A 13,429-nucleotide genomic window follows, 5' to 3' on the forward strand; every position below is an offset into this window, starting at 1 on the left:
GCGGCGAACCGATACCGTCGGACGATGCCCCCCAGATCCGGACCGGCTGTGGTCACCGTCGTCGGTATCGGCGCCGACGGATGGGACGGGTTGTCCGGCGCCGCCCGGTCCGCGCTGCGCGCGGCGACCGCGCTGCTGGGCAGCCGCCGGCAGATCGAGCTGATCCCACCGCCCGAACGGCCGGCGGCCACCGGCACCTGGCCCACCCCGTTGCTCGCCCACCTGCCCCGGCTGCTCGACGAGCACCGCGGGCAGCACCTCGCGGTGCTGGCCAGTGGCGACCCGATGCACTACGGCATCGGCGGCACCCTGGTCCGGCTACTCGGCCCCGACCGGGTACGGGCGGTGCCCCACCCGTCGGTGGTCTCGTTGGCCTGCGCCCGGCTCGGCTGGCCGGTCGAGGAGGTCGACGTGGTCAGCGCCGTCGGCCGCCCGGTACAGCTGCTGCACCCCCTGATCCGCCCCGGGAGTCGGCTGCTGGTACTCAGCGCCGGCACGGCCACCCCGGGTGAGGTGGCCGGCCTGCTCAGTGCCCGGGGCTACGGACCCAGCCCGCTGACCGTACTGGAACAACTCGGCGGCGCCCGGGAACAGCTGCGGACGGCCACCGCCCAGGACTGGGGCGGCTTCGATGTCGACCCGCTCAACGTCGTCGCGGTGGACTGCCGGGCCGAGCCGGGCACCCCGCCGCTGCCCCGGGTGCCAGGGCTGCCCGACGACGTCTACCAGCACGACGGCCAGCTGACCAAACGGGAAATTCGGGCGGTCACGCTGGCCCGGCTGGGTCCTCTGCCCGGGCAGCTGCTCTGGGACATCGGGGCCGGATCGGGCAGCATCGCCATCGAGTGGTCCCGTGTCCATCCGCAGTGCCGGGCCGTCGCCGTGGAGCACGACCCACGGCGGGCTGAGCGGATCGCGGCGAACGCGGCGACACTCGGCGTACCGGGTATCACGGTGGTCGCCGCGGCCGCCCCGCAGGCACTGGTCGGTCTCGACCCTCCGGACGCGGTCTTCGTCGGCGGCGGGGTCACCACCACCGGGCTGCTGGACGCCGCCTGGTCGGCACTGCGGCCCGGCGGCCGCCTGGTGGTCAACGCGGTGACCGTCGAATCCGAGGCGCTGCTCGCCGGTTGGCACTCCCGCATCGGCGGCGACCTGACCCGGATCGCCGTCAACCGGGCCGCCCCGGTCGGTGGGTTCACCGGGTGGCGACCGATGATGCCGGTGACCCAGTGGGCGGTGGAACGCCAGTGACCGTACGATTCGTCGGCGCCGGCCCCGGTGCCGCCGACCTGATCACCGTCCGGGGCCGCGAGGTCGTCGCGACCAGCCCGGTCTGCCTGTACGCCGGCAGTCTGGTCCCGACCGAGCTGCTCGCCCACTGCCCACCCGGGGCCCGGCTGGTCGACACCGCCCGGCTGACCCTGGACGAGATCGTCGCCGAGATGCTGGCCGCGCACGCCGCCGGGCTCGACGTCGCCCGGCTGCACTCCGGCGACCCCTCGCTGTTCAGCGCCGTCGCCGAACAGATCCGTCGGTTGGACGCCGCCGGGGTGCCGTACCAGATCGTGCCCGGCGTGCCCGCCTTCGCCGCGGCCGCCGCCGCGCTCGGCCGGGAACTGACCGTACCGGAGGTCGGCCAGACGGTGATCCTGACCCGGGTGTCCGCCAGCTCCACCGCCATGCCGCCCGGCGAGGACCTGGCCACCCTCGGCGCCAGCCGGGCCACCCTGGTGCTGCACCTGGCCGTTCAGCGCATCGACGAGGTGGTGGCCGACCTGCTGCCGCACTACGGCGCGGACTGTCCGGTGGCGGTGGTGGCGCGGGCCAGCCGGCCCGACGAGGTGGCGCTGCGGGGCACGCTGGCTGACATCGCCGGCCAGGTGCACACCGCCGGCGTACGGCGTACCGCAGTGATCGTCGTCGGCGCGGTGCTCGGCGCGGCGGGTTTCCCCGACAGCCATCTGTACAGCGCCGACCGGTGCCGGCGATGACCGGTGACCGCACCGGCTCCAGCCCGGACGGCGGACCCCGGGTGCTCATTCTCGGCGGCACCGCCCAGGCCCGTCAGCTCGCCGCCGCGCTGTCGACCGATCCGCCGGCGCGGGTGGTGACCTCGCTGGCCGGCCGGGTGGCCCGGCCTCGGCTGCCGCACGGCGAGACCCGTATCGGTGGCTTCGGTGGACCGGATGGGCTGGCCCGCTGGCTACGGGACGAACGCATCGGCGCGGTGGTGGACGCTACCCACCCGTTCGCGAACCGGATCTCCACCTCGGCGGTCACCGCTTGTGCCCGGACCGGCACACCGCTGCTGGTGCTGCGCCGGCCGGGCTGGACGGCCGGGCCGGGCGACGTCTGGCACCGGGTGCCGGACCTGACCGCTGCCGCCGCCACGCTGCCCGCACTGGGTAGCCGGGCGATGCTGACCACCGGCCGGCAGAGCCTGGCCGCGTTCGCGCCGCTGAGCGGCGTCTTCTTCCTGATCCGGACGGTGGACCCGCCGCAGCCGCCGCTGCCCGCCGACCGGGTACTGCTGCTCGATCGTGGGCCGTACACCGTGGACGGCGAACGAACGCTGATGCGCACGCACGCCATCGACGTGCTGGTCACCAAGGACAGCGGCGGCGACGAGACGTACGCCAAGCTCGTCGCCGCCCGCGAGCTCGGACTGCCGGTGCTGATGGTCGACCGGGCCGCCGCGCCACCCGCACCGACGGTCAGCGACGTCAACGCCGCCGTGACCTGGCTGGCCAGGCTCAGCACGGCGGCAGGTGCTCAGCCCGGGTAGTGCCGTGGGGTGAAGACCACCGGCGCCGCGTCCCGGTTGTGGTTGACCTGAGTCGCTGACGAACCGATGATCAGCAGGGTCCGCATGTCCACCGTGGCCGGGTCCAGATCGGCCAGCGCCACCACGTCGACGCGTTCGCCGGGGCCACCGATGTCGCGACCCACCACCACCGGGGTCTGCGCCGACCGGTGCTCCAGCAGCAGATCCCGGGCCCGGGCCAGCTGCCAGGTTCGGCTGCGCGACGCGGGGTTGTAGATCGCGATCACCAGGTCGGCGCGGGCGGCGGCGAGCAGCCTCCGCTCGATCACCGGCCAGGGTTTGAGCCGGTCCGACAACGACAGCACGCAGTAGTCGTGCCCGAGCGGTGCCCCCACCCGGCTGGCCACCGCCTGGGCGGCGGTCACGCCGGGCAGCACCCGGACCGGCACGTCCTTCCAGCGGGGCTCGGCGGCGACCTCCAGCACCGCGGCGGCCATCGCGAACACCCCGGGGTCGCCGGAGGAGACCACCGCGACCCGGGCTCCGTCGGCCGCCAGCCGAAGCGCGTGCGCGGCCCGCTGCGCCTCGACCTGGTTGTCCGACGGGTGCCGGCGTTGCCGGGGGTTGGCCGGCACCCGGTCCAGGTACGGTCCGTACCCGACCAGGTCGTCGGCGGCCGCGAGAGCGGTCTGGGCCTGTGGGGTGATCCAGTCCCGACCGGCCGGTCCGAGGCCGACCACCACCACCTCTCCCCGGCCGGACCGGGCGGTGTCGGCGGCGCTCGCCGCGACGGTGCCACCGCGACGGCTGGCCAGCAACGCCAGAGAGAAGTACGGCACCGTCGCCGGGTCGACGTCGGCCAGCGGCTCGACGCGTTCCCCCCCGGTGCTGACCCGTTCGACGTACCACGCGTCGTCGAGCCGGCCGGCGGCGGTCAGCGCGTCGCGTACCGCCGGGAAGGTCCGGCCCAGCTTGAGCACAGCGGCGGCGTCGGTCTCGGCCAGCCGTCTAGTCAGTTCCGCCCCGGACAGGGTGCCGGGCAGGACGGTGAGCACCTCGTCGGCCTCGACCAACGGCCGGCCGAGTGCGGCGGCGGCACCGCTCATCGAGGTGACGCCGGGCACCACCTCGGTCGGGTACCGGTCGGCCAGCCGCTTGTGCAGGTGCATGTAGGAGCCGTAGAACAGCGGGTCGCCCTCGGCGAGCACGACCACGGTCCGACCGGCGTCGAGATGGGCGGCGAGCCGCCGCGCGCAGTCGGCGTAGAACTCGTCCATCGCCGCCCGGTAGCCGCCGGGGTGGGTGCTGCGCTCGGTGGTCACCGGGTAGACCAACGCCTCCTCGATCTGTCCCGCGCGCAGGTACGGCTCGGCGATGGACCGGGCTACGCTGCGACCGTGCCGGGCACTATGGTGCACGACCACGTCGGCCGCAGCAATCAGCCGGGCAGCCTTCACGGTAACCAGTTCCGGGTCACCCGGGCCGAGCCCGACGCCGTAGAGCTGACCCGGTCCGCCGCGACGCGCGTTCAACGCCCCACCTGTCCCTCGTCGTCGTTGGCGATCGCGTTCAGTGCGGCGGCGGCCATCGCGCTGCCACCGCGTCGTCCCCGGACCACCAGGTGTTCCAGTCCACCATGGTCGATCAAGGCCTGCTTGGACTCGGCGGCGCCGATGAATCCGACCGGTACGCCGAGCACCGCCGACGGCCGGCCGGCACCGGCGTCGACCAGCTCCAACAGCCGGAACAGCGCGGTCGGTGCGTTGCCGACGGCGACCACCGCGCCGTCAAGGCGGTCGACCCACAGCTCGACGGCCGCTGCGCTGCGAGTGGTGCCCAGCCGGTCGGCCAGCTCGGGCACCCGGGGGTCGGACAGGGCGCACAGCACCGGGTTGTCGGCCGGCAGCCGGCGCCGGGTGATGCCGGCGGCGACCATGGTGGCGTCGCAGAGGATCGGCGCGCCGGCCCGCAACGCGCCCTGGGCGGCAGCCACTACCTGCGGCGAGAAGACCAGGTCGTCAACCAGGTCGACCATCCCGCAGGAGTGAATCATCCGCACCGCGACCCGGGCCTGCTCGCCGGTGAGTCGGCTCAGGTCGGCCTCGGCGCGGATGGTGGCGAACGACTGCCGGTAGATCTCTGCCGCGTCGCGGACATGGTCCATCATGGCTCCTCACGTGCGATCTGGACGGCTGCGCCAAGGGCAGCCCCGGGCGGGAGGCGGATGCTGGTCCGGTCGGGGGCGTCGATCCGGTACCCGTCACCGGTGGCGGTCACCCGGACCATCGGCCCGGTCGGACTGCCGCAGCCACGCTCACAGCCGATCCAGTGCACCGGCAGGCGGTGACGGCGCCCCGGTGCTGGCAGCCGCCCGGTGTGCGTCGCTGTCGCGTCGGCGCGCACGTCGGCCCGGGACCGGGCACAGCCCGGCAGCCCGGCGCAGGCGGTCACTCCGAGCCACGGCGAGTCGGGGTCGGTGACCAGCCCGGCGCGGGCGAGCCGGTCCGCCCAACCGGCGGGGTCAGTGACCCGGGGCAGTACCACCCCCCGCCACGGCGTGATCCTCAACTGCGGCGAGGCGGCCGTGAGCAGGTCGACCTGGTCGACTGTCAAGCGTCCCAACGGGACCGCCACGACGAGAGCGAAGTCGCCGTCGGGACGGTGTCGCACCCCGACCGGCGCAACGGGACCGCCGGCCGGCGTCAGTGGTTGCCACCGCCGCGCGGTACGCCGTACCCCGGGTGCGGTGCCGGCCCGGATCACGACTCGGTCCAGCGCTGCCGGAGTCAGGTCATCGAGGCGCCACGCGCTGCCCGCCGCTGCGTCCGGATCGTCGAGGAAGGCACGGGCGGCGGCGACCGCGACCCGTACCGCGTCGGCGGGCCGGGCCCGCAGCCCGTGGTCGCCACCGGCGAGCAGCACGGTCACCTCGTCGTCCGGGCCGGGCAGCAGACCGACGTCGGCTCGGGCCGCTACGGTGTCGCCTCGGCCGTCGTCGATAGCGAAGAGGAACCGCCCGGAGAGCCGGGCCAGGTCCGGCTCCGCGCAGATCGCCGTATCGAGGGCGCGGACCTGCGCCCCGACGTCCCAGGCCGCCGGGGTGTCGATGTCGGCGAGGGCGGAGCCGAGGATATTGCGGACCCGTTCGTGCGCGGTCGACGGCAGCAGCCCGGCCGCACGCAGCCGGGCGGCGAGCGGTCCGGTGGCGGCGGCCGCGACCGCGCGCACCTGGACGTTCGCCCGGCTGGTCAGTTCGAGATGTCCATCACCGTGGTCACGGGCGACGGCGGCCAGCAGCCGCAACTGGACGGCGGTGAGCAGCCCTCCGGGGCAGCGGATCCGGGCCAGCAGGCCGTCGGCTGCCGGGTGCAGTTGCAGGGCGCCGGGGCAGGCATCGGGTGCGCCCCGGGCGGGCGGCGATGGCAAGGCGGGCACCCGGCGGATACTACGGGTCGTCCCCGGACGGCGGCCGCCGCACGGCGAATACATCACACCTTGACGAAACGTCCGCCGGTCGTGAAAGTGTTCGTAGCCAGACGCGGCGACAAGCGGAGGAAGTCCGGTGTGAATCCGGTGCGGTCCCGCCACTGTCACCGGGGAGCAGACCCCACCGACGGCCACGGTCCCTCACGGGCCGGAAGGCCGGGGCGAGCGTTGATCCGGGAGCCAGGAGACTCCGGTCGCCGCGACCGACGACCCGGGGCGCGGACCCCGAGGGAGGACCGGGCGTCCGATGATGCTACTTTTGTCCACTTCAGATACTGATCTGCTGAGTGGACGGGCCAGCGGTGCCGACTGGCGCCTGGCAAACCCGGCCCGACTGTCGGTCGACGACCTTCCGCCGCTGCTGGCCGGCGTCGACCTCGTGGTGGTCCGGCTACTCGGCGGCCGCCGGGCCTGGCCGGACGGGCTGGACGCGCTGCTGGCCGGACCCCGTCCGGTGGTGGTGCTCAGCGGCGAGCAGGCCCCGGACGCCGCCCTGATGGAGCTGTCCACCGTACCCGCCGGGGTGGCCGCCGAGGCGCACGCCTACCTGGCCCACGGCGGCCCACCGAACCTCGCCGAACTGCACCGCTTCCTGTCCGACACGGTGCTGCTCACCGGGCACGGTTTCGCCGCGCCGCGGCCGGCACCGGAGTGGGGTGTGCTGGAGCGCGCGGCGACGCCGGCCGGACCGGGCCGGCCGACCGTGGCGGTGCTCTACTACCGGGCCCACCACCTGGCCGGCAACACCGGCTTCGTGCACGCGCTGTGCGACGCGGTCGACGCCGCCGGCGGTCGGGCGCTGCCGGTCTACTGCTCGTCGCTGCGCTCGGCCGACCCGCAGCTGCTGGCCACCCTGGGTCAGGCCGATGCCCTGGTGGTGACCGTGCTGGCCGCCGGCGGGACCCGACCGGCGACCGTCGGCGCCGGAGGCGACGACGACGCCTGGGACGTCGGGGCTCTCGCCGAGCTGGACGTGCCGATCCTGCAGGGACTCTGCCTGACCAGCTCCCGGCAGACCTGGGCGGCCACCGACGACGGACTATCCCCTTTGGACGCAGCGACCCAGGTTGCCATCCCGGAGTTCGACGGCCGGCTGATCACCGTGCCGTTCTCGTTCAAGGAGATCGACGCCGACGGCCTGTCGGTGTACGTGGCCGACCCCGAGCGGGCCGCCCGGGTCGCCGGGATCGCGGTCCGCCACGCCATGCTGCGGCGCGTCGCTCCGGCCGACAAACGGATCGCGGTGCTGCTGTCGGCGTACCCGACGAAGCACGCCCGAATCGGCAACGCGGTCGGGCTGGACACCCCGGCGAGTGTCCTGGCGCTGCTGCGGACGCTGCGCGACGCTGGCTACGACGTCGGGCCGCCCGACGGCCCCGACGCGGTCCCCGGCCTAGCCGACGGCGACGGCGACGCGCTGATGCACGCGCTGATCGCCGCCGGCGGGCAGGACCCGGACTGGCTGACCGAGGAGCAGCTGGCCGGCAACCCGGTGCGGATTCCGGCCCGCGACTACCGCCGCTGGTACGCGAAGTTCCCGGCCGAGCTGCGCGAACAGGTCGAACGGCACTGGGGTCCGCCGCCGGGTGAGCTGTACGTGGAAACCTCCCGCGACCCCGACGGCGAGATCGTGCTCGCGGCACTGAACGCTGGCAACATCGTGCTGCTGGTGCAGCCGCCACGCGGCTTCGGAGCCAACCCGGTGGCCATCTATCACGACCCGGACCTGCCGCCGAGTCACCACTACCTGGCTGCTTACCGGTGGCTGGAGCACAGCTTCGGCGCGCACGCCGTGGTGCACGTCGGCAAGCACGGCAACCTGGAGTGGCTGCCGGGCAAGACGGTCGGGCTCAGCGCCGACTGCGGGCCGGACGCCGCCCTCGGTGACCTGCCGCTGATCTACCCGTTCCTGGTCAACGACCCCGGCGAGGGCACCCAGGCCAAACGACGGGCGCACGCCACCCTGATCGACCATCTGGTGCCGCCGATGGCCCGGGCGGAGAGCTACGGCGACATCGCCCGGTTGGAGCAGCTGCTCGACGAACACGCGAACATCGCCGCCCTGGACCCGGCGAAGCTGCCGGCGATCCGGGCGCAGATCTGGACCCTGATCCAGGCCGCCCGGCTCGACCACGACCTCGGTCTGGACGACCGGCCGCACGACGCCGAGTTCGACGACTTCCTGCTGCACGTCGACGGGTGGCTCTGCGAGGTCAAGGACGTGCAGATCCGCGACGGGCTGCACGTGCTCGGCGCGGCACCGGTCGGCGCGGCCCGGGTCGATCTCGTGCTGGCGATGCTGCGGGCCCGGCAGATGTGGGCCGGGCAGGTCGCGGCGCTACCCGGCCTGCGGGAGGCGCTGGGCCTGGACGAGTCCGGCACCGACCGCGACGGCACCGACGCCGCCGAGGCGACCGCCCGGGAGCTGGTCGCGGCGATGGAGGGGCACGGTTGGCGGTCGGACGCCGCCGTCGAGGTCGCCACGCGTGTGCTCGGCGACGATGACGAGCGGACCGCGCTGGTCACTCGGATCCTGGAGTTCGCGGCGACCGAGGTGGTCCCCCGGCTGGCCCGCACCGCCGACGAGCTGGCCCACGTCGCGCACGCACTGGCCGGCGGGTACGTGCCGGCCGGGCCGAGCGGGTCGCCGTTGCGCGGATTGATCAACGTGCTACCGACCGGACGCAACTTCTACTCGGTGGACCCGAAGGCGGTGCCGAGCCGGCTGGCCTGGGAGACCGGGCAGGCGATGGCAGAGTCGCTGCTGGCCCGCTACCGGGCCGACACCGGCGACTGGCCCCGCTCGGTGGGACTGTCGGTATGGGGCACGTCGGCGATGCGGACCGCCGGCGACGACATCGCCGAAGTGCTGGCGCTGCTCGGCGTACGGCCCGTGTGGGACGAGGCGTCGCGACGGGTGACCGGCGTCACGGTAGTCCCGGCCGAGGAGCTGGGCCGGCCCCGCATCGACGTGACGGTGCGGATCTCAGGCTTCTTCCGTGATGCGTTCCCGCATGTGGTGGCCATGTTGGACGACGCGGTCCGACTGGTCGCGGCCCTCGACGAGCCGGACGAGCTGAACTTCGTCGCCGCGCACGCCCGCGCCGACCTGGCCACCCACGGCGACACCCGGCGGGCCACCATGCGGATCTTCGGCTCCAAGCCGGGGACCTACGGTGCCGGGCTGCTGCAGCTGATCGACAGCCGTAACTGGCGCGACGACGCCGACCTGGCCGAGGTGTACGCGGTGTGGGGCGGCTACGCCTACGGCCGGGACCTCGACGGCGCGCCGGCGCGCGACCAGATGGAGTCGGCGTACCGACGAATCGCGGTCGCGGCGAAGAACATCGACACCCGCGAGCACGACATCGCCGACTCCGACGACTACTTCCAGTACCACGGCGGCATGATCGCCACGGTACGGGCGTTGACCGGGTCGGCCCCGGCGGCCTACGTCGGCGACAGCACCCGGCCGGAGGCGGTGCGCACCCGCGCCCTGCACGAGGAGACCGCCCGGATCTTCCGGGCCCGGGTGGTGAACCCGCGCTGGCTGGCGGCGATGCGCCGGCACGGTTACAAGGGGGCGTTCGAGCTGGCCGCCACGGTCGACTACCTGTTCGGCTACGACGCCACCGCCGGGGTGGTGGCCGACTGGATGTACGACAAGCTGGCCGAGACGTACGTGCTCGACGAGGTCAACCAGAGGTTCCTTACCGAGTCGAACCCGTGGGCGTTGCACGGGATCACCGAGCGGCTACTGGAGGCGGCCGACCGCAAACTGTGGGAGTATCCCGACCCGGCGGTGCTGGACGGGCTGCGGGAGGTGTTCCTGCGAACCGAGGGCGACCTGGAGGACCGCGCCGGTTGACCTGGACGGTGCGGTGCGGTCGGCCGGGCGCGCCGGCGGTGCCGCGCGTAAGGTCGAGGCATGAGTGCGGCGGCGTCGGGGAGCATCCGATACGACGGGACGACGGTCGCCGACGCGCAGCCGGAGAGCGTGCTGCTACCCGGCCACGACGTGCCGCTGGGCCGCTACACGACGGTTCGGCGGCTGCTGCCGCAGCGACCCAGGCGCATGGTCGGTGCCTGGTGTTTCGTCGACCGCTTCGGGCCCGACGACGTGGCCGGGCGGTCCGGCATGCAGATTCCGCCGCACCCACACACCGGGCTGCAGACGGTGACCTGGCTGGTCGACGGTGAGATTCTGCACCGGGACAGCCTGGGTAGCGTGCAGTCGATCGTGCCGGGACACCTCAACCTGATGACCGCCGGGCACGGCATCGCCCACTCGGAGCAGTCACCGCCGGTCCATCCGCCGGTGATGGACGGCCTGCAACTGTGGGTGGCGTTGCCCGAGTCGGCCAGGCACGGCGAGCCTCGGTTCGCGCATCATGCCGCGTTGCCACAGGTGGGTGCCGGTGACGCGCGGATTACCGTGGTGGTCGGCGAGTACGCCGGCGTCCGGTCCCCGGCCGAGATGGCGAGCCCGATCGTCGGAGCCCAGGTCGACATCGACGCCGATGCGACCGTCGCGCTGACGCTGCGCGACGATTTCGAGTATGCCCTCCTGACGATGTCCGGCACGGCCCGGGTCGACGGGGTGGAGCTGGCCCCGGGCGGGCTGCTCTACCTGTGCGAGGGCCGGTCGGCCACGACGGTGACCACCGACGGCCCGGCCCGGCTGTTCCTGCTCGGCGGGGAGCCGTTCGACGATCCGCTCGTGATGTGGTGGAACTTCGTCGCCCGCAGCCATGAGGAGCTGGTTGCCGCCCGCGATGACTGGGCGGCCGGTAGGCGGTTCGGCACGGTGACCGGCTGCGTCGACGCCCCGCTGCCGGCGCCGGAAATGCCGATCACCCGGGTCAAGGCCCGCGACCGGCACGGCCGTACGGTCGGCTGACCGTCGCACGACCGGTCGACTTCGTCGACGTATCGAAATTCTTCGTTCGCAATCTTTACTGTTAACTGTCCTTACGCTAACTTCGTCGGCAAAGGCCGGCCGCCCCACCGCCACCCACGACGTGCGGAGCGCCCCCATGCGACGACGAGTTCTCCTGCCTCTGCTCGCCACCGGCACCATGCTCGGCACCCTGCTGGTCGCCGCCCCGGCCAACGCGCACGGTTACATCTCCTATCCGCCCAGTCGACAGGCGATGTGCGCGCAGGGCCGAGTCGCCAACTGTGGCCCGATCGTGTGGGAGCCGCAGAGCGTCGAAGGCCCCAAAGGACAGCGCACCTGTCACGGCGGGGTGAGCCGCTTCGCCATCCTCAACGACGACAGCGCCAACTGGCCGGCCACCGCGGTCGGCGGCGGGTCGGTCACCTTCACCTGGACACTGACCGCCCGACACGCCACCAGCACCTGGGAGTACTACGTCGGCGACGACCGGATCGCCGTGTTCGACGACGGTGGCCGACAGCCCGCCGCCACCGTGTCGCACACCGTGGATCTCGGCAGCCACACCGGCCGGCAGAAAGTGCTGGCGATCTGGAACGTCGCGGACACCACGAACGCCTTCTACTCCTGCGTGGACATCCAGATCGGTGGAGATCCGGGCCCGTCGCCGACCCCGGCGCCACCACCGCCGACCACCCCACCACCGACGTCCACGCCCACCGTGTCGCCCGAACAGCCCGGCGGCACCTGGGCCGCCGGCACCACGTACCAGGTCGGTGCCGTCGTCAGCTACGCCGGCGTCAGCTACCGGTGCCGGCAGGCACACACCGCGCTCGCCGGCTGGGAACCGCCGAACGTACCGGCGCTGTGGCAACGGCTCTGACCGACCGGTGCATCATGTACGGATGTCGCCACCATGGGACACCGCCGGCCAGGTGGCGGTACCGAAACTGGTGCCGCCGGTCGGTGCCGCGCTGTTCGTCATCGGCGCGGCGCGGGTGCCGGCCGCCGGCAGCGACGTGTTAAGCGTGGCTGGTCGGCCGGACGCTACGGCGCCGACTACCAGTTCACCAGCCCGCAGCCGGTCAGCGACCCGGCCTGGTTCATCGTCACCGTGCCGACGGCCGGCAGCTACCGGGTCGAGGATCAACGTGGTGGTGGCCGAGTGGGTTATCCGGCGTCGCGCCGCCGGCCAGGACCGACGACCCGACGCGGTACGGGTCAGCTGATCCGCTCGACCACGACCCGCCGGATGACAAACTTGCCCGGCTCCCGGACCTGTTCGAACGCGGCGTCGTTAAGCAGAACGCAGCTGCCCGACGGGCTGGTCACCGTGACGGTGACGCTCCGGTCGTTGTCGAGGTTGGTCACCTTGAGCACGGTGCCGACAGGGAAGGTGCCGCTGGAGGCGGCCGGGCCGGCGTCCTCGTTGAACAGGGTCACCGTCGATCCCGCGCAGACGACGTCGCCGGGTGTCCCGGTGTCCGGCGCGGCGGCGTCGCCCGTACCATCGGGCTGCTCCGGCGCGGGCGTCGCGGCCGGCGCGCCGGCGCCGACGTCGGCCGTGCAGCCGGCGGCGGCCCGCCGCTGCTCGATCAGGTCGACCACTGCCTGCCGGTTGGCGATCCGGTCGTTGGACAGGGCGTCCGGGTTGGCCCGCTGCTCGGCGATGAAGGTCAGGTTGTTCCGCAGCGCGGTGTCCAGGCCGTCGCAGTTCTCCCCCGCGTTGCCGAGCCCGGTGCCGACCGCCAGTCCGCCGCCGAGCAGGGCTGCTGCCGCCGCCCCGACGAAGACCTTACGCGCCCGCCCACTCCTGGCATCCCACCCGTACATCCACCGCTCCTCTCGGTAGCCGCTGCCCGAAACGCAGCTACCGGGCCATACGTGGGTGGATGGTCGACGGATCTGTCCGGAACCTCAAGTTTCCATTAAGGATCTTCACAGAATTCACGGACAGTCACCTCGCGAGGCCGTCCGACGACACGGCGCCGCCGGCTCCGTCGCACACTTCTTCCGGCGGCGCCGTGGCCTACCGGGCCGCTGGGGCACGGACCACCAGACGATCCAGCAGTTCGCGGCTGGCGGCGGCGACGGCCGCCACGGCGGCGTCGAACGCCTCCGCGTTGTGGGCGGCTGGTTGCCGGAAACCAGAGATCTTCCGGACATACTGCAGCGCGGCGGCCTCAATGTCGGCGTCGGTCACCTCGGCGGTGTACGGCTCACGGAGCGTCTTGATGCTTCGGCACATGCGCTCCATACTGCCGCAGCCCACGATGGCA

At 73.2% G+C, this 13,429-nt stretch carries 12 protein-coding genes and 1 riboswitch; of the genes, 7 read left to right on the forward strand and 5 right to left on the reverse strand.

What is annotated here, in order from left to right:
- Nucleotides 1-24: 24 nt before the first annotated feature.
- Genes cbiE through ACFHW1_RS18825 form a run of 3 tightly spaced genes read left to right on the forward strand, consistent with a single transcriptional unit; the run spans nt 25 to nt 2,788 of the window.
- The gene (gene cbiE, locus ACFHW1_RS18815) at nt 25-1,254 is read left to right on the forward strand and encodes a precorrin-6y C5,15-methyltransferase (decarboxylating) subunit CbiE (RefSeq protein ID WP_416555167.1); all 1,230 of its coding nucleotides are present in this window, start codon (nt 25-27) and stop codon (nt 1,252-1,254) included.
- The gene (gene cobM, locus ACFHW1_RS18820) at nt 1,251-1,994 is read left to right on the forward strand and encodes a precorrin-4 C(11)-methyltransferase (protein WP_416555165.1); all 744 of its coding nucleotides are present in this window, start codon (nt 1,251-1,253) and stop codon (nt 1,992-1,994) included. Before cbiE ends, cobM begins: the two co-directional genes overlap by 4 nt.
- Nucleotides 1,991-2,788, forward strand: a complete 798-nt coding sequence (locus ACFHW1_RS18825) for a cobalt-precorrin-6A reductase (RefSeq protein WP_416555163.1) — start codon at nt 1,991-1,993, stop codon at nt 2,786-2,788. The genes cobM and ACFHW1_RS18825 overlap by 4 nt, the downstream gene beginning before the upstream one ends.
- Here ACFHW1_RS18825 and ACFHW1_RS18830 read toward each other — a convergent pair.
- From ACFHW1_RS18830 to ACFHW1_RS18840, 3 genes are read right to left on the reverse strand one after another with little or no spacing between them, the layout of a single operon-like run.
- The gene (locus ACFHW1_RS18830) at nt 2,776-4,299 is read right to left on the reverse strand and encodes a precorrin-2 C(20)-methyltransferase (protein ID WP_416555161.1); all 1,524 of its coding nucleotides are present in this window, start codon (nt 4,297-4,299) and stop codon (nt 2,776-2,778) included. The two genes, ACFHW1_RS18825 and ACFHW1_RS18830, sit on opposite strands and share 13 nt — an antisense overlap.
- Entirely contained in the window at nt 4,296-4,934 is a 639-nt protein-coding gene (locus ACFHW1_RS18835; protein ID WP_416555159.1) for a precorrin-8X methylmutase, read from the reverse strand. Before ACFHW1_RS18835 ends, ACFHW1_RS18830 begins: the two co-directional genes overlap by 4 nt.
- Complete coding sequence (locus ACFHW1_RS18840) at nt 4,931-6,202, reverse strand: precorrin-3B synthase (RefSeq protein WP_416555157.1); 1,272 nt, start codon at nt 6,200-6,202, stop codon at nt 4,931-4,933. Before ACFHW1_RS18840 ends, ACFHW1_RS18835 begins: the two co-directional genes overlap by 4 nt.
- Before the next feature lie 116 nt (nt 6,203-6,318).
- A riboswitch (cobalamin riboswitch) is annotated at nt 6,319-6,444 on the forward strand.
- Nucleotides 6,445-6,500: 56 nt separating this feature from the next.
- Here ACFHW1_RS18840 and cobN point away from each other — a divergent pair.
- The 4 genes from cobN (at nt 6,501) to ACFHW1_RS18860 (ending at nt 12,379) form a co-directional block, all read left to right on the forward strand.
- A complete protein-coding gene (gene cobN / locus ACFHW1_RS18845; RefSeq protein ID WP_416555155.1) occupies nt 6,501-10,121 on the forward strand; it encodes a cobaltochelatase subunit CobN in 3,621 nt (1,206 codons plus the stop codon).
- Between the two features lie 60 nt (nt 10,122-10,181).
- On the forward strand, nt 10,182-11,153 hold the full coding sequence (locus tag ACFHW1_RS18850; protein ID WP_416555153.1) for a pirin family protein: 972 nt from the start codon (nt 10,182-10,184) through the stop codon (nt 11,151-11,153).
- Between the two features lie 136 nt (nt 11,154-11,289).
- Nucleotides 11,290-12,033, forward strand: coding sequence for a lytic polysaccharide monooxygenase (locus ACFHW1_RS18855; protein ID WP_416555151.1), 744 nt, complete (start codon nt 11,290-11,292; stop codon nt 12,031-12,033).
- A gap of 22 nt (nt 12,034-12,055) precedes the next feature.
- Nucleotides 12,056-12,379 carry a hypothetical protein gene (locus ACFHW1_RS18860; RefSeq protein ID WP_416555149.1) on the forward strand — a complete coding sequence of 108 codons (324 nt, stop codon included), beginning with the start codon at nt 12,056-12,058 and terminating at the stop codon, nt 12,377-12,379.
- Here the strand turns inward: ACFHW1_RS18860 and ACFHW1_RS18865 are convergent.
- Both ACFHW1_RS18865 and ACFHW1_RS18870 read right to left on the reverse strand, forming a co-directional pair.
- Nucleotides 12,372-12,983 (reverse strand): hypothetical protein, encoded by a 612-nt coding sequence (locus ACFHW1_RS18865; RefSeq protein ID WP_416555147.1) that lies wholly within the window; start codon nt 12,981-12,983, stop codon nt 12,372-12,374. The two genes, ACFHW1_RS18860 and ACFHW1_RS18865, sit on opposite strands and share 8 nt — an antisense overlap.
- A 196-nt stretch (nt 12,984-13,179) precedes the next feature.
- Nucleotides 13,180-13,398 carry a DUF2277 family protein gene (locus ACFHW1_RS18870; RefSeq protein ID WP_416555145.1) on the reverse strand — a complete coding sequence of 73 codons (219 nt, stop codon included), beginning with the start codon at nt 13,396-13,398 and terminating at the stop codon, nt 13,180-13,182.
- Nucleotides 13,399-13,429 lie beyond the last annotated feature (31 nt).

The organism is Micromonospora sp. LOL_014 (genome assembly GCF_048060245.1).
Classification (GTDB): domain Bacteria; phylum Actinomycetota; class Actinomycetes; order Mycobacteriales; family Micromonosporaceae; genus Micromonospora_E.